General features: G+C 35.1%; 19 protein-coding genes. 1 reads left to right on the forward strand and 18 read right to left on the reverse strand.

The genetic code is table 11. From position 1 onward, the window contains the following. Positions 1-17: 17 nt before the first annotated feature. The 17 genes from ispH to udp all read right to left on the reverse strand — a co-directional run bounded on the left by ispH (position 18) and on the right by udp (position 19,622). Positions 18-920 carry a 4-hydroxy-3-methylbut-2-enyl diphosphate reductase gene (gene ispH / locus Q5O73_RS03800; protein WP_302669066.1) on the reverse strand — a complete coding sequence of 301 codons (903 nt, stop codon included), beginning with the start codon at positions 918-920 and terminating at the stop codon, positions 18-20. Positions 921-923: 3 nt separating this feature from the next. Next, on the reverse strand, positions 924-1,586 hold the full coding sequence (gene cmk, locus Q5O73_RS03805) for a (d)CMP kinase (protein ID WP_118588657.1): 663 nt from the start codon (positions 1,584-1,586) through the stop codon (positions 924-926). A gap of 13 nt (positions 1,587-1,599) precedes the next feature. Next, complete coding sequence (locus Q5O73_RS03810; RefSeq protein WP_302628764.1) at positions 1,600-2,829, reverse strand: NAD(P)/FAD-dependent oxidoreductase; 1,230 nt, start codon at positions 2,827-2,829, stop codon at positions 1,600-1,602. A gap of 94 nt (positions 2,830-2,923) precedes the next feature. After that, positions 2,924-4,345, reverse strand: coding sequence for an oxaloacetate decarboxylase subunit alpha (locus tag Q5O73_RS03815; RefSeq protein ID WP_347497812.1), 1,422 nt, complete (start codon positions 4,343-4,345; stop codon positions 2,924-2,926). Further along, the gene (locus Q5O73_RS03820) at positions 4,346-5,485 is read right to left on the reverse strand and encodes a sodium ion-translocating decarboxylase subunit beta (RefSeq protein WP_021953138.1); all 1,140 of its coding nucleotides are present in this window, start codon (positions 5,483-5,485) and stop codon (positions 4,346-4,348) included. It lies immediately after the preceding gene. Positions 5,486-5,512: 27 nt separating this feature from the next. After that, positions 5,513-5,875, reverse strand: coding sequence for a biotin/lipoyl-containing protein (locus Q5O73_RS03825; RefSeq protein ID WP_021953139.1), 363 nt, complete (start codon positions 5,873-5,875; stop codon positions 5,513-5,515). 28 nt (positions 5,876-5,903) lie between these two features. Then, positions 5,904-6,728 carry an OadG family protein gene (locus Q5O73_RS03830; RefSeq protein ID WP_243052982.1) on the reverse strand — a complete coding sequence of 275 codons (825 nt, stop codon included), beginning with the start codon at positions 6,726-6,728 and terminating at the stop codon, positions 5,904-5,906. Between the two features lie 12 nt (positions 6,729-6,740). Then, entirely contained in the window at positions 6,741-8,192 is a 1,452-nt protein-coding gene (locus Q5O73_RS03835; protein ID WP_118588660.1) for an acyl-CoA carboxylase subunit beta, read from the reverse strand. Positions 8,193-8,466: 274 nt separating this feature from the next. Continuing rightward, positions 8,467-10,350, reverse strand: a complete 1,884-nt coding sequence (gene asnB, locus Q5O73_RS03840) for an asparagine synthase (glutamine-hydrolyzing) (protein WP_021953142.1) — start codon at positions 10,348-10,350, stop codon at positions 8,467-8,469. A gap of 30 nt (positions 10,351-10,380) precedes the next feature. After that, positions 10,381-11,856, reverse strand: a complete 1,476-nt coding sequence (locus Q5O73_RS03845) for a UDP-N-acetylmuramoyl-L-alanyl-D-glutamate--2,6-diaminopimelate ligase (RefSeq protein ID WP_186840387.1) — start codon at positions 11,854-11,856, stop codon at positions 10,381-10,383. A gap of 12 nt (positions 11,857-11,868) precedes the next feature. Then, on the reverse strand, positions 11,869-12,702 hold the full coding sequence (gene dapF / locus Q5O73_RS03850; protein ID WP_302669067.1) for a diaminopimelate epimerase: 834 nt from the start codon (positions 12,700-12,702) through the stop codon (positions 11,869-11,871). Positions 12,703-12,825: 123 nt separating this feature from the next. Beyond that, positions 12,826-13,977: a D-alanyl-D-alanine carboxypeptidase family protein gene (locus Q5O73_RS03855; RefSeq protein ID WP_302669068.1), complete on the reverse strand. Its 1,152-nt coding sequence runs from the start codon at positions 13,975-13,977 to the stop codon at positions 12,826-12,828. Positions 13,978-14,053: 76 nt separating this feature from the next. Then, on the reverse strand, positions 14,054-14,620 hold the full coding sequence (gene scpB, locus Q5O73_RS03860) for an SMC-Scp complex subunit ScpB (protein WP_021953146.1): 567 nt from the start codon (positions 14,618-14,620) through the stop codon (positions 14,054-14,056). A 10-nt stretch (positions 14,621-14,630) separates the two neighbouring features. After that, a complete protein-coding gene (locus Q5O73_RS03865) occupies positions 14,631-15,374 on the reverse strand; it encodes a ScpA family protein (protein WP_118588714.1) in 744 nt (247 codons plus the stop codon). A 93-nt stretch (positions 15,375-15,467) separates the two neighbouring features. Next, on the reverse strand, positions 15,468-16,667 hold the full coding sequence (locus Q5O73_RS03870) for a D-alanyl-D-alanine carboxypeptidase family protein (RefSeq protein WP_021953148.1): 1,200 nt from the start codon (positions 16,665-16,667) through the stop codon (positions 15,468-15,470). 53 nt (positions 16,668-16,720) lie between these two features. Further along, a complete protein-coding gene (locus tag Q5O73_RS03875) occupies positions 16,721-18,850 on the reverse strand; it encodes an LTA synthase family protein (RefSeq protein WP_302669069.1) in 2,130 nt (709 codons plus the stop codon). Positions 18,851-18,872: 22 nt separating this feature from the next. Then, on the reverse strand, positions 18,873-19,622 hold the full coding sequence (udp, locus tag Q5O73_RS03880) for a uridine phosphorylase (protein WP_302669070.1): 750 nt from the start codon (positions 19,620-19,622) through the stop codon (positions 18,873-18,875). Between the two features lie 251 nt (positions 19,623-19,873). On the opposite strand from udp, the gene Q5O73_RS03885 reads away from it, so the two are divergent. Beyond that, the gene (locus Q5O73_RS03885; protein ID WP_021953151.1) at positions 19,874-20,902 is read left to right on the forward strand and encodes a 3-deoxy-7-phosphoheptulonate synthase; all 1,029 of its coding nucleotides are present in this window, start codon (positions 19,874-19,876) and stop codon (positions 20,900-20,902) included. A 106-nt stretch (positions 20,903-21,008) separates the two neighbouring features. Here the strand turns inward: Q5O73_RS03885 and xerD are convergent, their stop codons facing one another. Continuing rightward, positions 21,009-21,899, reverse strand: coding sequence for a site-specific tyrosine recombinase XerD (gene xerD / locus Q5O73_RS03890; protein WP_021953152.1), 891 nt, complete (start codon positions 21,897-21,899; stop codon positions 21,009-21,011). Between the last annotated feature and the right edge of the window lie 172 nt (positions 21,900-22,071).

The following is a 22,071-nucleotide window of genomic DNA, read 5'->3' on the forward strand; positions in this document are numbered from 1 at the left end:
CTCCTGTATGTATTTGCTTAATTGATTCCTCTAACATCTCTGCAAAACTTTCTGACATTAGTGCAAACCTCCTCGATAATATTGTTTGGGGTAGATGCCCCTGCTGTAATACCTATAGACTTTAATGAATTACCTTCACACGACTTCATATAACTGTAAAACTCAGACCCTTCCTTTAAATCATCAGTTGTCTGAATAAAAAATGTATTTTCGCATTCTTCCTTACATATATCGTATAGCTTTTGTGTATTCGAACTATGTCTGCCACCAATGACAATCATAGCTCCAACTTTTGACGAAATTTCTTTCGCTTCAGCTTGTCTTTCGTGTGTCGCATTACATATCGTATTTACAACATTAATATCATAACCTTTTTTTTCTATAATTTCAACTAAATATTTAAATTTATTGTGGTTAAATGTCGTTTGTGATACAATACATACCTTTGAATCCGATTTAATTGTAATTTTTTCAACATCTTCACTGCTGTTTACAACCCATGCTTTGCCATTTACCCAGCCTTTTATACCTTCTACCTCAGGATGTTTATCATTTCCGATTATAATTACTTCTCTGCCATTAGCACTTTCCTCAAATACAATTTTATGAATTTTTTTAACAAAAGGACATGTTGCATCAACTATTCGTATTTTTTTATTTTCCAATAAATCATAAATGCTTTTTTCTACTCCATGGGAGCGGATAATTACTGTTCCTTCTGTAATTATCTTTAGTCCTTCTAAATCATCTATAACCTTTACACCCTTTGATTCCATATCCTGTACAACCTGCTCATTGTGGATAATGGGGCCATAGGTATATATTCCTGTATTATGATTTTCTATTTCATCATAAACACTGTTTACGGCTCTTTTAACACCAAAACAAAAGCCTGAGCTTTTTGCCAGCACAATATCCATATACTATTTACCTTCCTTTGCAAGCTCTTTAATTTTATTTACAACTTCTTCAATATTCATATTGGATGAATCAATTAAAACCGCGTCATCAGCTTTCTTTAAAGGTGAAATTTCCCTGTTCATATCCCTGTAATCCCTGTCTTTAATATCCTTTTCAATATCTTCTATGTTACAGTCCACACCTTTTTCCAGAAGTTCATTATATCTTCGCTCAGCTCTTGTTTTAGAACTTGCCGTTAAATATATTTTAAGGTCTGCATTTGGAAGCACGGCAGTAGCAATATCTCTTCCATCCATAACGACATTATTTTTACTTGCTATGTCACGCTGCATTTCCACTAATCTTTCTCTTACCGGACCATACACTGCAATGGCACTGGTCATGTTTCCAATAACCTCCTGCCTTATTTCACCGCTTACATCTTCATTGTTTAGCTTCATTTTCTGAACACCATTTTCATACCTAATGGATATTTCCGCTTCCCTGCATTTTGCCACAACTTTTTCTTCTTCATCAGCTTTTATTCCTGCTCTATAGCATGAAAGTGCCATTGTTCTGTACATAGAACCCGTGTCCACATAAATAAATCCCAGTTCCTTTGCTACTATTTTGGCTATTGTACTTTTTCCGGCCCCTGCCGGTCCGTCTATTGCTATATTATACATAAATTCCTCCATTTTAATAAATACTGCTTCCTGCTAAATATCCTGTGCTCCACGCCACCTGAAGGTTATACCCTCCTGTCAGTGCATCTATGTCAAGAACTTCCCCTGCGAAATATATACCCGGCACAATTTTTGACTCCATGGTTTTTGGGTTAATGTCCTTTACTGACACTCCGCCTTTTGTAATAATTGCCTCATTATAGCCTCTTGCACCTGAAATACTCATTTTCAATTCTTTTATTAATTTAACCAGATTTTCTCTTTCTTCTTTTGTTATTTCATGTACTTTTTTATATTGATTAATACCGGATAATTCAACAATAACCGGAATAAGTTTTTTAGGCAATAATTTATCTAATGAATTATTGAAATTTCTGTTTATGTTTTCTTCAAAATCTTTCAATATTCTTTTGTCTAATGCCTCATTAGAAAGAGCCGGTTTCAAGTCTATTTTTGCAATAAATTGATGTTCCTTTAACTTGTCACTTATATGACCACTTGCCGACAAAACAAGAGGCCCGCTTATTCCAAAATGAGTAAAAAGCATTTCTCCCATTTCACTATAATATTGTTTTCCTGTTTCATCCTGAATTTTAAGCTCCACGTTTTTAAGGGATAGTCCCTGAAGTTCCTTACAAAATTCCTCTTTAATATTAAATGGCACCAAAGATGGATATCTCTCTGTTATAGTATGTCCTATTTTTTCTGCAAATTTATATCCGTCTCCTGTAGAACCTGTAACAGGGTACGAAATGCCTCCCGTTGCTATTATACAGGCATCACCAATATGTTTTTTTCCATTTTTTTCTTTTAATATTATATTTTCATTTTCTTTACTAACAGATACAATCTCTGATTTCAAGTGAATATTAACTCCAATATCCCTCATCATTTTGTTTAATGCATAAATTACATCTGAGGACTTATCACTTAAAGGAAAAACTCTGTTTCCCCTTTCAATTTTTGTTTCTACTCCTGCACTTTCTATCATTGTACATACTCCGTAGCTGTCTAAACAATGATATGCACTGTACAAAAACTTTGAATTTCTCATTATATTGGCAAAATGATTTTCTATATCCGATGCATTTGTAATATTACATCTTCCTTTGCCTGTTATAAAAAGTTTCTTTCCGTTTTTTTCGTTTTTTTCAAAAATATGAACTTCATTTCCATTATATGCAGCAGCTATGGCAGCCATCATTCCTGCCGCGCCGCCTCCAATAATCAATACCTTACTCATTTCTAAATCCTTTTTTTCCGGGAAATTTACCCTTATTAAAAGATAACACCTGCTTTTAATAAGCAGGTGTTTAAAATCTTTCATAATATAAATATTATACCGGATATGCTCCGTTTTCCTTATCAGCTACAGCCGGATCAACCTTTGTCTGCTGTGCTTCCCTGTATTCGAAAAATTCCTTTGCAACCTGTGGGAATAATGCGTATGTAAGAACATCCTCATCCTGCTGTTTCCACTGTGCACATTCTTTTTCAAACTTATCAAGAGATGGCTCTAACAAATCTGCCGGTCTGCAGGTAATAGGCTTTTCATCACCAATTGCCTTCTTCTGAACTTCTTCATTGAAAGGCTTAACTGTCTGACCATATTTTCCTGCTAACAAATCCTTTGCCTGCTGATTAATCATCTTGTATCTTTCACCCATAACAACATTTAAAACTGCCTGAGTACCAACAATCTGGCTTGATGGTGTAACAAGAGGTGGTTCACCAAAGTCCTTACGAACTCTTGGAACTTCTTCAAGAACCTGTTCAAACTTGTCTGATGCACCCATTTCATCTAACTGTGAAACAAGGTTTGATAACATTCCACCAGGTACCTGGTAAAGAAGTGTATTAATATTAACACCCATAACCTTTGGATTTAATAATCCATTCTTAAGGCACTCTTCTCTGTATGGTCTGAAGTAATCTGCAACCTGCTTTAACAGCTTCTGATCAAGACCTGTATCATAAGGTGTTCCCTTAAATGTCTCAACCATAACTTCTGTTGCCGGCTGTGATGTTCCCATAGAGAACGGTGAAATAGCTGTATCAATAATATCACATCCTGCTTCAACAGCTTTCATATATGTCATAGCTGCTACACCTGATGTGTAATGTGTATGAAGATCTATTGGAATGTCTGTTCCTTCTCTTAATGCCTGAACTAATTCAGTTGCCTTGTATGGTGTAAGAAGTCCAGCCATATCCTTGATACAAAGTGAGTTAGCACCCATATCTTCAATTCTCTTTGCTGTTTCTTTCCAATAATCAAGAGTATATGCATCTCCTAATGTATATGAAAGAGCAATCTGTGCATGACCTTTTTCCTTGTTTGCTGCCTTTACAGCTGTTTCTAAATTTCTAAGGTCATTTAAGCAGTCAAAGATTCTAATAATATCAATACCATTAGCTATTGATTTCTGAACAAAATATTCAACAACATCATCTGAATAATGACTATAGCCTAAAATATTCTGTCCTCTGAAAAGCATCTGTAATTTTGTATTTTTAAATCCGTCTCTTAACTTTCTAAGTCTCTCCCATGGATCTTCTTTTAAAAATCTAAGGGATGCATCAAAAGTTGCACCACCCCAACACTCAACTGCATGATAACCTACTTTATCCATTGTGTCGATAATAGGAAGCATTTCCTCAGTAGGCATTCTTGTGGCAATAAGTGACTGATGTGCGTCTCTTAATATAGTTTCGGTAATCTTTACCGGTTTCTTATCTGCCATTTTTATTTCCTCCATTTAAATTCCGAATATAGCCATAAATGTTCCTGCAGCGACTGCAGTACCAATAACTCCGGCTACGTTAGGTCCCATTGCATGCATCAAAAGGAAGTTTGTAGGATCAGCTTCAGATCCAACCTTCTGTGATACTCTTGCTGCCATTGGCACGGCTGATACACCTGCAGAACCAATAAGTGGATTAACTTTTCCATGTGTTACAACACACATAAGTTTACCAAACAAAACTCCGGCTGCCGTACCTACTGCAAAGGCTACCAAACCTAAAATTACGATTTTAATTGTGTCAACATTAAGGAATGCTTCAGCACTTGTTGTAGCACCAACACTTGTTCCAAGTAAGATAACTACAATGTACATAAGTGCGTTACTTGCTGTTTCCTGTAACTGTTTAACAACTCCGGATTCTCTAAATAAGTTACCTAACATAAGCATACCAACTAATGGAGCTGTTGTAGGTAAAATCATAACAACAACGATAGTAACAACTATAGGGAATAAAATTTTCTCTAACTGTGAAACATGTCTAAGCTGTTCCATCTTAATTTCACGTTCCTTCTTAGTTGTTAATAATTTCATAATTGGTGGCTGAATAATAGGAACCAATGACATATACGAATATGCTGCTACTGCGATAGGTCCTAACAAATCAGTCTGTCCAAGCTTTCCTGCAAGGAAAATAGATGTAGGTCCGTCTGCTCCACCGATAATAGAGATGGCTGCAGCTGCCTTTCCACCAAATCCCATGAAAATTGCAAGGAAATATGCCCCATATATACCGAACTGTGCTGCAGCTCCAAGAAGGAAACTCTTTGGATTTGCAATAAGCGGTCCGAAGTCCGTCATGGCACCTACACCCATGAAAATAAGTGAAGGAAGAATACTATATTCGTCTAATATGTAGAAGTAATATAACAATCCTCCTGCTTCACCGTCAGCAGGTGCTTTCATAATGTCCGGATACATATTTACTAAGAGCATACCAAAGGCAATAGGAACCAGTAATAATGGTTCATATCCTTTTTTAATTGCTAAGTATAGGAAAATACAGGCTACGGCAATCATAATATAGTTTCCACCGCTAAGGCTAAAAAACGCTGATTGTCCTACCAGATTTCCCAATGTATCAAAGATGTTCATTTGTTACCTCCAGTTTTTTAATATTAACTAGTTTAATGTTGCAATAACTGCACCTGCTTCAAAGCTGTCTCCAACGCTAACAGAAATGCTTGCAACTGTTCCATCTTCCGGAGCAACAACAGAATTTTCCATCTTCATTGCTTCAAATACTAATATTGTTTCACCTTTCTTAACTGCCTGACCAGGATTTGCACTGATTGATAAAACTTTTCCAGGCATAGGTGCTGTAACCTTAACACTTCCTTCTTTTCCGGTAGCTACAGGTGCTGCCGGCTTAGCAGGTGCTGCTGCCTTCTTTGCAGGTCTTACCGGTGCACTTGCTGTACTTCCTGTTTCTTCAACAGTTACATCATATACATTTCCATTAACTGTAATTGTATAACTTTTCATTTTGTATCCTCCTAAATATAGATAGTAATTAACGTCTTCTTATTGATCTTACAACAAAACTGTCTGTAGATGTATGTTCGCTTGCGGCTATTGCAGCAGCAATAACAGCTATAAGCTCTGAATCATCCGTTGTCTCTTCTGTAGTACTTACCGTACTTTCAGACGGTGTGGCTGCTTCTTCTGAAGCTTTATTTTTCTTTCCAAAGGAATCAACAATTTTTGGAATGAATCCAAAGCAGGAAATAATAAAGCTTATAAAAATTAATACAAGGAATACAACGCCCATTCCGAGTAATGTGTTACCACCTGCTGTTTGAAGCTTACCTAACAAAGTGTTGTTTCCTTCGTCAGGAAGATTAAACTCTATGGATGTAGGCACACATCCGAGATTGTCAAATAATGATACATGCATAATCATCTTTAAATCTCTTTTTTCAAAATGAAGCATAGCGCTTACATCTACTTTTCCGTCTTCTGTTTCTTCAACTTCAATTTTGTCATAAGACTTATATTCACCGCATTTCTCATCGCCAACAGTTTTGGCAAAGTTCTCAAATGCGTCTGTCTGATAACTAAAATATCCACCAAGATATTCTAATTCATCATCACTGCAATTTGAATACTGAGATATGGCATTGGCATACTGTTCAACTAACGCTTTTGCCTGAGCCATGGTTATCTTGCCGTCTGCATATGTTTTCATATCCTCAGCAGATAACGTTGTCTCCTCCTGTGTAGCAGTCTCATCAAGATTAATCACATCATCTGCCATAACCATAACACTGCTTAAACCAAAACAAATTATAAGAGAAACCAGTGAAAATATTAAACGTAACTTTCTTTTAATATTCATATTGTCCTCCTATTAAACTGTTCCGTGCTTTTTACCAGGTCTGTCTTCAAATTTTGTATATAACATTTCAAATGCACCTATTATGTACTTTCTTGTATCAACAGGTTCAACAATACTATCAACATATCCTCTTGCAGCTGCTGACATTACACTGCCCTGAAGATTCTGGTACTCTGCTGTCTTTTCAGCGATAACTTCTGTTGCATCACCGCTTTCAATTTCATCAGCATACATAATCTTAACAGCACTTGCAGCATCCATCATTCCAACCTTGGCTGTTGGCCATGCGTAAACAACGTCTGCACCTGTTGCCTTGCTGTTCATTGCAATATATGCACTTCCTATTGCATCTTCCACAATAAGATTTACCTTAGGAACTGTTGCGTTAGCAAAAGCATATATAAGCTTTGATGTAGCTTTTGCACCCTTCTTTTCCTGGCATTTTGTCGCCTTGAATCCATTAACATTAGTTAATGTAAGTATAGGAATTTCAAAAGCATCACAAAATTCAACAAAATCTGCAGCTTTTTCACAGCCGTTAGCTGTAAGCTTTGCTTCATATTCTGCTGTAACATTCATATCTTCATCATATGATTTAGTTCTGTTAGCTACTGCACCTACTGTAGCTCCATTTAACTTAATAAAAGCTGTAACCATTTCAGGAGCATAATCTTTCTTAACTTCAAGAACATATCCCTCATCTGAAATGCTTGTCAGTGCCTGTAATGTGTCCTCACCGCAGTTTTCAATTCCTTCTGCTGCTCTGTTTAAATCATCATCACATTCTAAATCAAATGCTTCATCCTCATTATTTGAAGGAATGACTGATATAAGGTCTCTTAATCCCTCCATGATTTCCTGCTGTGTTCCAACGAAATCAACATTTCCTGCTGTCTCACTCTGGAACTTAGCTGATGAACTGTCACACACTTCTTTTCTGTTTCCTTCAATTGCATCCGGAGAATTCACAAATAAATGTGCATTATCCTTCTCCATAAATGTAAAATCAGAAAGTCCTGCAATAACACTTAATCCTCCACCACAATTTCCAAATATTACTGAAATCTGTGGAATAACCCCTGATGCAAGTGACTGTTTCATATAAATCTGTCCAAATGCATTAAGTCCGTCTACTGACTCCTGAAGTCTAAGACCTGTACTGTCAATAAGGCCAATAACAGGTGCTCCCATCTTCATAGCCATATCGTAGAGGTTAGAAATTTTCTTAGCGTGCATTTCTCCAACTGAACCACCAAGTACTGATGAATCCTGGCTGTAAACATACACTAACTTTCCATTGATAACACCATATCCGGTAATAACACCGTCTGATGGAGTATCTTTTGCCTTGATGTTAAAATCTGTGCTTCTTGCTTTAACCAATCCGCCGATTTCAACAAAACTGTTATCATCAAGAAGAGTTTCTATCCTCTCTCTTGCTATAACTTTAGCTGCTGTACTCATAATCAGTCCTCCAATAAAATTTTAATCTTTTTTATCCAGTATATATCTTACCCGGATAACAAACGGCAAAGAAATATTTTATGTTTTAACATATATTTTGCCCACACATATATCCACGCCACTGCATCAATATATGTGTGAGCAAAATATTTACACAAACTCTGTAGTTTGCCGGTATATAACAACCAAATTTTTTGCCTTATATAGATTAAACCTTTTCCTGTCAAATAGCAAGTTATTTTTTTAATAAAAAAGGGCAAAAAACTTAATTTTTTTATGCTGTCTTAATTCTGTTTTTAATCCATTCGCTGTTAATCGGTTCAAAGGTTTTATCCTCAAAGTAAACATTGTACCATACAAGGAATACATAAACCGTCCATATTCTTCGGCTGTTATCAGCTTTTCCTGCTCTATGGTCTTCCATCAGTTTAACAAGAATATCTGTATTAAAGAACTGTTTTGCCGCATCACCGGTTAATGTTTCCATTACCTTGTTATAGTATTTATCTTCTTTAAGCCAAACTCTGATAGGTACCGGGAAGCCTAACTTTTTCTTGTTAGCTGTTGCCTCCGGAATATGTCTTTTTGCTGCAATTCTGAAAGCTCGCTTTGTAGCTTCGTTATTACATCTGAAATCTATAGGAAGAGTTTTTGCATATTTAAATACTTCCACGTCTAAAAACGGTACTCTTGATTCAAGGCAGTGAGCCATGCTCATTTTATCTGCCTTAAGCAAAATATCACCCTGAAGCCAGAAATTAGTATCAATATACTGCATCTTGGCAATGTCATTTAAGTGACTTACTTTCTTGTATGTTGGTGCCACGATTTCCTGTGGTGAAACATGAGTAGGTGCATTTTTAAGGAGTTTTTCCCTGTCTTTTACAGAAAACATATTGGCATTTCCAATAAACCTCTCCTCAACAGTTTTACTACCTCTTATAATAAAATCACGTCCCTTAACATCAGGCATTGCCGAGGCAACCTTTGCAAGACCTTTTCTTATGCATCTTGGTATTTTCTGATACCCCTTTAATGACAACGGTTCATGATAAATATTATAGCCACCAAAGAACTCGTCTGCCCCTTCTCCTGACAAAACAACTTTTATCTGTTCAGCAGCAAGCTGGTCAACAAAATAAAGGGCAATACAGGATGGATCTGCTAAAGGTTCATCCATATAATACATTACTGTAGGGATTGAGTCAAAATATTCGTCACTGTCTATATTTTTGCTGTAATTTTTCTTGCCCAATTCTTTTACAAGACCTTCTGCATATCTTATTTCATTATACTTGCTTTGTTTATCCAAAAATCCCACCGTAAAGGTTTTTTCTCCCGGAAATTCCGATACAACATAACTTGAGTCAACTCCACTTGATAACAGAGAACCAACCTCAACGTCTGCTATCATATGGGCATCAACTGTATTATGAACGACTTTTTCGATTTCAGAAACGGTTTCTTCTAAATCACCATCAGCCTTTGGTTCCATCATAGGGTCAAAATAACGTTCAATTTCCATTTTTCCGTCTTTATAAATCATATAATGTCCTGCCGGCAATTTATACACTCCCTTAAAGAATGTTTCAGGAAGTACGGAATACTGGAAGCTTAAATACTGCTCTAAAGCTTCCTCATTTACCTTTCTCTCAAATCCCGGATATTCTAATATTGCCTTGATTTCTGAAGAGAAAACGAGATTTTTGTTAATGTTTGCATAATAAAAAGGCTTAATTCCAAAATGATCCCTTGCACCAAACATAGTATTAGTTCTGCTGTCCCAAATGACAAAAGCAAACATTCCTCTTAGCTTATGCAACAAATCTGTTCCATATTCTTCATATCCGTGAATAAGACATTCTGTATCTGAATCATTTGAAAACTGATGTCCTTTTTTAATAAGTTCTTTTCTTATCTCTAAGTGGTTATATATTTCTCCATTAAAAACAATTGCTATATCACCGGTTTCATTGTACATAGGCTGTGCACCATGACTTAAATCAATAATACTAAGTCTTCTGTGACCGATTGCCGCATGCTTGTCCACATACATTCCTTCATCATCGGGACCTCTGTGGGCAATTTTGTCCATCATGTTTTTTAAAACTTTTCTGCTGTTATCTAATTCTCCAATTATTCCACATATTCCACACATACTTTATATCTCTCTTTCATTAGTTTCGCCTTATAAAACTGCCTTTACTTCATCTTCCTTTATAACTTCACTTATAAGAACACGTTCATCCATAGGGTGCTTAACTCCCTTTATTTCCTGATAATCTTCATGTCCCTTTCCTGCTAAAACTATAACATCTCCATCCTTTGCATTTAAAATGGCGTAACGTATGGCATCTTTTCTGTCAGGAATTGTTACATATTCCCCATCTGCCTTATGCACCCCAACTAAAATATCATTAATAATATCCATAGGTTCCTCAAATCTTGGATTATCTGATGTTACAATGGTAAAATCAGATAGTTTTGATGAAACCTCACCCATTTCAAATCTTCTGCCTCTCGCCCTGTTTCCACCACATCCAAACACTGTAACTAAGCGCTTAGGGTTATATTCCTTAAGGCTTTTAAGAAGACTTTCTAAGCTCATAGCATTATGGGCATAATCTATCATAAGAGTAAATCTCTTTGATACAGGAATAATTTCAACTCTTCCTTTCACCCTTACATTTTTAAGGGCTTCTCTTATCTTTTCAACATCATTTGTAAAATGACTGCATATTGCTATGGCACATAATGAATTATATACACTAAAATTCCCCGGAATATCAATTTCCACAGGGAAATTCATTTTTCCTGATAAATCATATGAAACACACAGGCTCCCCGGCTTTGTAAATAACTTAATGTCTGATGCCTTAAAATCATAATCGCCCTTTACACCAAAGGTTTCCAATTCACATGTGTGTCCCTCTAAAACCCTGTCTATATAATCTGCATCCATATTCACAATTCCCTGACGGCACTGCTTTAGCAACATACTTTTGCAATGAAGATAATCGTCAAAGTCCTTGTGTTCATTAGGGCCAATATGGTCAGGCTCAATATTGGTAAATATACCATAGTCAAATGTAAATCCTGATACTCTGTGAAGCATAAGTCCCTGGGACGAAACCTCCATTACCACACATTTGCAGCCTGCTTTAACCATTTTGGCAAAGGTCTCCTGAACCACAAAAGACTCCGGTGTGGTATTTTTAGCAGGAGTTATTTCATCTCCTACAATAGTTTCAATTGTTCCTATAAGTCCTGTTTTTATTCCAACGCTTTCTAAAACCTGACGTACCATATATGTAGTTGTTGTTTTTCCTTTAGTTCCCGTTATACCAATGGTAATGAGTTTTTCTGCCGGATGTCCAAAATACGCCGCCGACATACAGGCTAATGCATATCTGGTATCTTCAACCTTTATAACTGTAATGTTCGCATCTACATTTACATCTTCCATTACCACAACTGCAACAGCACCTTTTTGTGCCACATCTTCTATAAATTCATGTCCGTCAAATCCGGCACCCTTAATACACACAAATACATCATCCCCTGAAACCTTTCTTGAATCATTTACAAGATGATTTATTGTCACTTCATCCGTGCCTTTTACTATGGTATATTCAATTTTTTCCAATAAATCTTTTAATAACATATTATTTCCTCATTAAATATCAATATTTCCGGTAAATGCAATCCTTGCAGGTCCCGTCATATAAACTGTATTTTCATCTGTATCATATTTTATTTCCAAATCTCCGCCTAATAGCTTCACAGTAACCTTATTGTCTGTAAGATTATTTAATACACAGGCAACAACACTGGCACAGGCACCGGTTCCGCAGGCTAAGGTTTCTCCTGAGCCACGCTCCCAGACTCTCATTTTAATTGTTTTTCTGTCAATTATCTGAATAAAATCCGTATTGACTCTGTCAGGAAAAATTTCATTTTTTTCAAATCCCGGCCCAATTTTTTCGATTTTCAGACTATCTGTATCATCAACAAATGTAATGGCATGAGGATTTCCCATGGAAACACAGGTGATGCCATATTCCTTACCATCAATAACAACCGGTTCATTAATTACCTTCTCTTTGTCAGATATAACCGGTACATCCTTTGCATTTATAATAGGACTTCCCATATTAACCCGTACTGTTTTAACCTTACCATTTTCCACATTTAATTTAAGTGTCTTAATTCCTGCTAAGGTTTCCACGGTTATAACTTCTTTATCAATCATTTTATAATCATAAACATATTTAGCAACGCATCTGATTCCGTTTCCACACATTTTCCCTTCAGAGCCGTCTGCATTGTACATACTCATTTTAAAATCTGCCACTTCTGAAGGATTTATAACTATAAGTCCGTCTGAACCGATTCCAAAATGTCTGTCGCTTACAATTTTCGACAACTCGTTGGGATTATCTATTTTTGTATTGAAACCATTAACATAAACGTAATCGTTTCCACAACCTTCCATTTTCACAAATTCCATATAAACAAGACTCCTTTAAATTTCATAATCTGTCTTTTTAACTTTTTACATTATGCACACATATTAGTATGCACAAGCAAATTCGGTTTAAATATACCACAGTTAGCTTTATAAATAAAGTAATTATTGAAATATGAAATAATCTAAAGTCTTTTTAAAGCAATATTTAAAATCATATTTTTCAACACTATCCACAGCCTCTATTTTACATTTTTTCACACATTGATTATTTATATACAGTTTTACTTCCCCTATTTTTTCTCCTGATTTTATAGGTAATTCATAGTTAAACTCCGTTTTTGCTTCCACTGTATCATTCCTAGATACCAATGCTTTGTAGGGACCAATGGCAACAGCTATAATTTGTTTTTTTGTTCCATTTTCAATATTTACGGGAAAAGATATTCTGTTTTTCAAAATTTTTTTGGTATCAAAGTTATTTTTTCCATAATCCATTAATTTAGTAGTATCTCTCCACTTATATGTTTTGTTAGGAGGCCATCCGCTGGCAAGAACACAGGAAACATACACTCTGTTGTTGCTTTTTACGGCACCTACAAAACAATATCCTGCATCACCTGTAAATCCTGTCTTTATTCCAATGGCATCACTGCTCATATTAAGAAATGCATCTTTGTTATTAACAACAATATGTCTCTTATTGCTGCAATCATAAAAGGAATAGGATTTTGTATTTGTAATTTTTAAAAACTGCTGATTTTTTATGGCATAAGCTCCAATTAAAGCCATATCATATGCTGTAGAAAAATGCCCCTTAGCATCAAGTCCGTTAGGAGTAACAAAATTGGTGTTGACTGCACCAATTTCTCCTGCTTTTTTGTTCATAAGTTTTACAAATTCTTCCACACTTCCTGCTACCCCTTCTGCCACAGCCACTGCCACATCATTATAAGACTCTAGCATCATGGCATTAAGCAAATCTCCTATTTTATATTTTTCCCCTTTTATGGCATTCATATGAACTTTAGGCATAGAAGCTGCCCTTTTGCTTATTTCCACCACCTCATCAGGAGATGCATTTTCAAGGGCAACTATACATGTCATTATTTTCGTTGTACTTGCCATTGCCATTTTATTATTATAATTCTTTCCAAAAAGCACTCTGCCTGTTTTTCCGTCAATAAGTACCGCTGACTTTGCAGATAATTCGCTTTCCTTAAGTTCCTTTGTTTCCTCTCCAAATCCCTGTTTAGAAAACACCATATTAAGTACCAAAACTAAAATTATAAAACAACATTTTAATCTTTTATTCATTATTATCACTTTAAACATGCATCCGTATAATATATGCATTTTAAGTAACTTTTATCCCCTTGTATAAAAATATGTGTTAATCATTGGATTTAAGGGTTACCTCTTCCTCTGCCTCATGTTTAAACTCATCTATCATATCCTGACTTACTACAGGGAGGCTGTCTGCTGATTCCACACCAAATCTTCTTAAAAATTCCTCAGTAGTTCCAAATAAAAGAGGACGTCCTGGTGTGTCCATTCTCCCTACCTCTTCCACCAGCATATACTCCACTAACTTATTAACTGCGAAATCTGATTTTACTCCTCTTATTCTTTCAATTTCAGACTTTGTTATAGGCTGTTTGTAAGCAATAATAGATAAGGTTTCCATTAAAACATCCGTTAAAACCTGTCTTTTAGGCTGCTTTGCCACCTTAATAAGTGCTTCGTACATTTCCGGTTTAGTACACATCTGGTATGCCCCGTCAAGTTCTATGATTTTCACCCCTCTTTCAGGAGTGTCCATTTCTTTTTGCATTTCTTTTACTATTTTTTTTACTTCTGAAGGTTTGATTTCTAATGCATTTGCAATTTTATTAATATCAACTGATTCCCCCATGGTAAATAAAATAGCCTCTATTTCTGCTTTGTAATTTCTTTCCATTTTAACCTCTTTACTCTATTGAATCTATGTATATATCATCAAAAGTTTTTTCCTGATGAACTTCAATTTTTCCAATTTTAATTAATTCCAACACCGCCAGAAATGAAACAATAACTTCCATTTTTGAACTTTGCTGTTCTAAAAGCTGCTTAAAACTACATCTTTTTCTTTTCTTTAGTGCATCAGTAACAAAATCCATTTTGTCAGGAAGGCTTACTTCCTCCATTTCAATTTTTCCAAATTTACTTCTTACAGGATCAATTTTATCCATTTGTCTTTTAAGCACCATTTGAAAAATATCATTTAACTTTGACAAATCCACATCTGATAGCAATTTATCCAAATCCACCGGAGGCTCATATTTTTTAACCTCCTCAGGAACTGTAGGCTCTTTATATAATGATTTTCCAGCGTAAACCTGCATATCTCTTAATTCCCCTGCAGCATATTTGTACATCTTATATTCAATAAGTTTCTCCACCAGTTCTGCCCTAGGGTCAATTTCTTCACCGTTTTCGTCCACTTCTTTTGGTAGAAGCATTCTGCTTTTTATATCTATCAGGGTAGCTGCCATTACCAAAAATTCACTTGCCAAATCCAAATCATCTTTCGGCATTTTACTTACGCAATCAAGATACTGTTCCGTAATTTCCACAATAGGTATGTCATAAATATCTACTTTGTTTTTTTCAATAAGATGCAGCAGTAAATCAAGAGGTCCTTCAAATGCATCCAGTTTAACTTCCAGTTCAATCATTTTAATTTCTCTCCATTTTTTCTCGAACTTTAATTGTACATAAAAAATTTCTTTTTTTCAATACAATATAATTTTAAGCACCTGAATTTATCAGGTTATCTGGAACATATATTTTACTAATTTTAGAAATGTGAAGCCATAATCTGCTTTATCCACCGTTTCCTCTGCCATAATTTTAACTTCTCCGATTTTCTTTTTATCCATTATGTATTCAATTTTTCCTACTATATCTCCCTTCCTTACCGGTGCATTTATGTTGTCCTTTAAAGCCACTTTAGATTCTATACCATCAATTTTTCCACCTTTAGTATCAACATATGAAAATGTATCATTTTGCACTTTTACTTTGTCCTTTTCCCCGCCACATATATTTACCTTGTTCTGATATTTCTTATTATCCTTATACACCTTACAATTTGAAAAACCGTAATTTATAAGGCTGTTGGACTGGACAAATCTTGCCTTATAATCCGGAGCCGCCATAACCACTGCAATCAATTCCACACCATCCTTTTCTGCCACAGTGGAAACACAGTATTTTGCTTTTGACGTGCTTCCTGTTTTAAGCCCTTTTACATACCTATTGGTTTTAAGTAACTTATTTGTGTTAGTAAGCATAAATTCACTTTCCCCTTTATTGGTTTTGTGTGTAAAACTTTCCATCCATATGGTAGAATATTTAAAAATCTCCGGATACTTCACAATTAATTCTCTTGACATAATTGCCACATCCATTGCTGATGTATAATGATTATCCGAATCAGTCAGCCCACAGCAATCTTCAAAATGTGTATGTTTCATTCCAAGGTTCTTTGCCCTTTTATTCATTTCCTTTACAAATTCTTCTTCTGAACCTGAAATATGCTCAGCCATGGCTACAGATGCATCATTTCCCGATGCAATTATAATGCACTTTATAAGAGTTTCTACATTTTGTTGCTCTCCTTCTTCCAAAAACACCTGGGAACCTCCCATACTTTTGGCATGGGCACTGGTAGTAACCATATCCTCTAACTTTATTTTACCACTATGTATTGCATCAAAAATTAGTATTAAAGTCATTATTTTAGTTATACTAGCAGGACTTAATTTTTCATTTTCATTTTCTGCTTTAATTACTGTTTTTGAGGACGCCTCCATAAGTACATAGGATTTACATTTCATCTCTGCTTTTTCATCACCTTGTATTGTAAATGTGGACGTTATCAAAATACTTAGTGAAATCATAGCAACCAGCACTCTTTTAAACAACCTGTTGCACCATTTTTCATAAAACATGATTTTTTCCATAAAAAAACTCCATTACACCTTTATACATTGTAATGGAGTTTAAAAATTTTATGCTATTTTTCTTTCTTCTTTTTCTTTGAAGATTTAGATTTTGTTTTTTTCGACTTATCCTTTGTTGTTTGTGCCTTAGTGCTTGACGGTTGCATTTCCTCCTGATTATATACAAAAGGCTCTGTTTTTGACAGCACATGCTCATCAGAATTTTGCTGATATACCGAGAAGCTGTCGCCATCTTTTAAGTCCGGATAAACAATCATCAATGTATTAGGATCTATATATACCGTTTTTTGCTTTTCGTCATTTATATATACCTTACTGTAGCTTGTAAAATAATTCCCGTATATATACACCGTACCTACATCATCCCCAATAGGGGTAACGGAGCTTACCTTTACATCATGAAGTCCGAATTTCAAATCTGTTGGCTTATATGGGTTTTCTCCGTTTGCCGCATAATTGTCTCCATAAAGCAAATCGTAAGATAAATTCTTAAGGCCTTCCTGATAGGTTTCATCGTCATCATTTTTGTGTAACTGTGTGTAATTATTAATCTTTCCGGAGTTCATATTTAAGCCACCAAGTATTTTAGACTCCAACTGATACGCTTCTATATCCTCGTTAGTATAATTAGTCTTAAAATTAGACCAGATAGCATACTGAGTCTGGTATACATCACCGTTTACCAAATCCTCTCCTGATATACCAAAGCTTGGCAGATGATCACCATACATTACAAGAATGGTATCCTCACCAAAGTTTTTAAGGGCTTTTGTAAGTTTTCTTAAAAACTTATCCATTTCATTAGTCTGCCATGCATAATACTGATACTGGTTTGTAACGTCTTCATCGTCTACACCTGAAACTTTAATAGGATAGTCATAATCACCACTTGTAGGATAACTTCCATGTCCCTGTACTGAAATAGTATAAATGAAGTCCTGCTTTTTAGTAGATTTTAATGCCTGCATAATATAATCCGTAAGGAAATAATCCTTTGCCCATCCCATAGGTGTAAAATCATCTATATACATATTTTCAATAGATTGGAATGTATCATATCCTAAATTAGAAAATACCACATTTCTTCCATAAAAGGTTGCAGTGTTATTATGAATGGCATGACAGCTGTAGCCATACTCCTTTAAGTTGTAGCATATGCTTTCACTGGTAGTATCTACTAATTTAGTTTTAAAAGGATATTCTCCCGGACCAAAGAAATCTAAATTAATTCCTGTCATAACCTCAAATTCCGTATTTACCGTTCCAGCACCAACTATAGGCACATTTAAGTATCCACTTGGATAATTTTTCATTAACTTTTCAAAATACGGAACAGGATTTTTTGATAATTTAACATTTTTAAGATTGTTCATATCAAAAAATGACTCTAACTGCAAGAAAATAATATTTGGTTTCTTCTTAGCCTTCTTAAGGGTTGTTTTATCGTCATCATCCTTCACTATTTTTTCAATAGTTTCACCTGAATATGAATTAGGCTTGTCAATTCCTGTATTTATAAGACTATTTGAAAAACAATAAACAAATCCGTAATCATAATACGACACTCTAAGTTCTCCAAATTTCATGGAAAGAAGTTCTGATGCCACTCCCAAATTAATTGTTCCCAGACCTATCGCCCAAATAACAGCAATTCCAATAATATTTCTTGCATATTTAATCTTGTGATTGACTTTTGGTGCCTTAAAGAACATAACGACCAGTCCTACTATTGCCAAAATAAGCGCAATAACAACCAAAACAATCTGAAATGTTGAAAAATACTTATTTATAACCCCTAAAGCACTATCAATAAGCATCAAATCCACTGCCGTAAAAGGTGTTACCCTGTTAGAAAGCAACACGCCATTGGCCACTCCCAGAATCAACCAAATAACAGAAATCAATGTCATTCCAAAAAACCTTCTTTTCATAAGAAAGGTAAATGAAAGGGTCATTAATATTATCATTGCACTACAGATAAATACATACGGATTTCCTATAAGGAAATATATGCCCTTTAAAAATGACTTTCTGGCTAACATTTCAATAACCAGATTAATAAGTAATGCCGTTACCACATACATGTATATTATGTGCTTATTATATGTTTTGCTGAAAAATGCCCTGACTGAATGGTATTTTTCCTTAGCTATTCCTATATATTTTTTTACTTTCTCTTTCATTAAAAAGTGCCTCCTAAAGCTGTTATTTTCCGGCTATCATATGTCTGATAGCCTCTACGGATACCTTTATGGCATTATCGGTATCGTAACAGTCCTCCTCACTAAATCCTTTTAATTTACGCTCCTGATTCCAGATAACATGAAATACCGAACCACATTTCACCCCCAGACTTGCTGCTGCCGTAAACAATGCTGCCGATTCCATTTCACTGGCAAGAACTCCTAATCTCTTCCATGCTTCCCATTTATTAAGAAGTTCATATGATACAGGCATTCTATCAGGATTATGCTGACCGTAAAATGAGTCTTTGCACTGCACCACTCCACAATGATAACGCAAATTATTTTTTTTGCAAGCATAAACTAATGCTTCCGTAACATCAAAGTCAGAAACTGCAGGGTATTCAATTGGTGCATATTCCCTGCTGGTGCCTTCGTGTCGCACCGCTCCTGTTGCTATAACACAGTCCCCTGCTAAAACTTTTAAATTAATACCTCCGCAAGTTCCTATTCTTATAAAAGTATCAGCGCCACAGGCTACTAATTCCTCCATAGCAATAGCTGCTGACGGTCCTCCTATTCCTGTAGAGGTAACTGAAACTTTTTCTCCTGATATATATCCTGTATATGTTGTAAATTCTCTATTTTGTGCAATAAGCCTTGGTTCATCAAAATATCCGGCAATTTTTTCACATCTTCCCGGATCTCCCGGTAAAATCACATATTTTCCAATATCGCCCTTTGATATTTGTAAATGAAACTGTTTATCCATATTTTTGCTCCTTACTTAACAACTCTTTTATCCATAATGTCTTAGTAAATAGAATACCCATAATATTTGAATTTTCTATGAACTTTTGAATTTTTATACCAAATAACTGCTTTTTCTTTTATTTTCGTACTTTAAACTGTTGAATTATTGTAAACTTATGTTATACTATCATACGTGGTTAGTAGGATTTAGAATACTTATCTTTCTTTCTCCGGCTAACATTTTATAATTATACATTAAAGGAGGACGTTATGGGTAGTACATTTTTTAGAAAGCTACCAACTCCTTTGGAAATCAAGACAAGTTATCCTGTTCCAGAGGCAGTTGCAAATCAGAAAAAAATCAATGACGAAGAAATTAGAAAGATATTTACAGGTGAAAGTGATAAATTTGCCGTAATTATAGGTCCTTGTTCAGCTGACAATCAGGAAGCTGTTGAAGATTATATAGGAAGACTTGCAAAAGTTCAGGAAAAAGTTAAAGATAAACTTTTTATTATTCCAAGAGTTTACACTAACAAACCTAGAACAACAGGAAAAGGTTATAAAGGTATGTTACATCAGCCTGATCCTGAAAAGAAACCTGATTTATTGCAGGGGCTTATTACAATAAGACAAATGTTCTTGAAAATCATGGAGGATACTAAGTTCCCAATTGCAGATGAAATGCTTTATCCTGAAAATGCAAGATACTTTTCAGATTGCCTTTCATATGTTGCAGTAGGTGCCCGTTCTGTTGAAAACCAGCAGCACCGTCTTACAGCCAGCGGTTTAGATATTCCTGTAGGAATGAAAAATCCTACCAGCGGAGATTTATCCATTATGCTTAACTCTATTGAGGCAGCCCAGTCTTCTCATTCTTTCCTTTACAGAGGTTGGGAAGTTCAGACTGAAGGTAATGATTTAGCCCACGCCATATTAAGAGGTGCCGTAAATCAATATGGTCAGTGTATACCCAATTACCATTATGAGGATATGGTAAATCTTTATTCAATGTATATGAAAAAAGGATTTGAAAATCCTGCTGTTGTTATTGATTGTAATCATTCAAATTCAAACAAGCAGTATATGGAACAGATTCGTATTGCAAAGGAAATAATGCATAACCGTAAACATTCAGAAGATTTAAAACATTTTGTCAAAGGTCTTATGATTGAAAGCTATATTGTTGGTGGGAATCAGAAAATTGATGAACACTGCTACGGAAAGTCAATAACTGATCCATGCCTTGGCTGGGAAGATACGGAAAAATTGTTATACATTATTGCTGAAGAAGCATAAAACTTAAACTCCGGAATTTTCACTTATGTGAATATGACCGGAGTTTTTTACACACTAAAAGAGGCATCATCTAATGACAATGCCTCTCAATATATCACCTTATTATTTATGCTTTCGGATGTGCCTTTTCATATACTTCTCTTACTCTACGGCTTGCAGGTGTCATATACATCTGAGTAGTAGATATATCAGAATGTCCAAGCATTTGTTGTACAGCCTTTAAGTCTGCCCCGTTTTCAACCAAATGTGTTGCAAATGAATGGCGAAGTGTATGGGGTGTTATATCTGACTTAATTCCGGCTTTCTTCCCATAAGCCTTTATCAGTTTCCAAAATCCCTGTCTGCTCATTTCCCTGCCTGAACAATTAGGATATAAAACATCACTATCCTTATTTTCTCCAAGCAAACTTTCCCTTCCATCTTTCAGATACGCAACAAGTGCGTTCTTTGCCTCTGTTCCAAAAGGTATCTGACGGTCTCTTTTTCTGTCATGACATACTACAAATTCATAATTAATATTAACATCATTTACCTTCAGTGTAATAAGTTCTGAAACACGCATTCCCGTTGCATACAAAAGCTCTAACATAGATTTATCTCTAAGTTCTTTTGGCGTGTTTCTTGAAGGTTGCTTTAAAAGATCATCAATTTCATTTATAGACAAAATCTCCGGTGCTTTTTTTTCTATCTTAGGAGATTTCATGTCAGAAGCAGGATTGTCTGTAATATATCCCTCCTGATACAAATATCCAAAAAATGCTTTCATCGACGCAATGTTTCTTGATATTGTAGTAGGTGCTCTTCCAATAGTCTCTAATGATGAAATGTATCCTTCTAATTCCTCTTTTGTAATATCTGAAATATTATCCGTACTATAACTATTATTAAGATATATAAAAAGTTTCGTTAAGTCTCTTTTATATGAGACTTCTGTGTTGCTTGAAGTATTCTTTTCACTATGTAATTTTAAAATGAATTCTTCAATTAATCTTTGCATTTTTTCCTCGCTATACTCTATATTAAGAGTGTCAAATCTTATTATATAAGGCTTTTTCAATAAAATCAAATACAATTTTTCACGATTTTTTGAACGAAATTTAGGTTACATAAAAACGATACCACATATACTGACAAACATAAATTCCGACACAATATCTAGTAAATTTCCT

This window comes from Eubacterium sp. AF15-50, from assembly GCF_934835595.1.
Lineage (GTDB): Bacteria > Bacillota > Clostridia > Lachnospirales > Lachnospiraceae > Eubacterium_G > Eubacterium_G segne.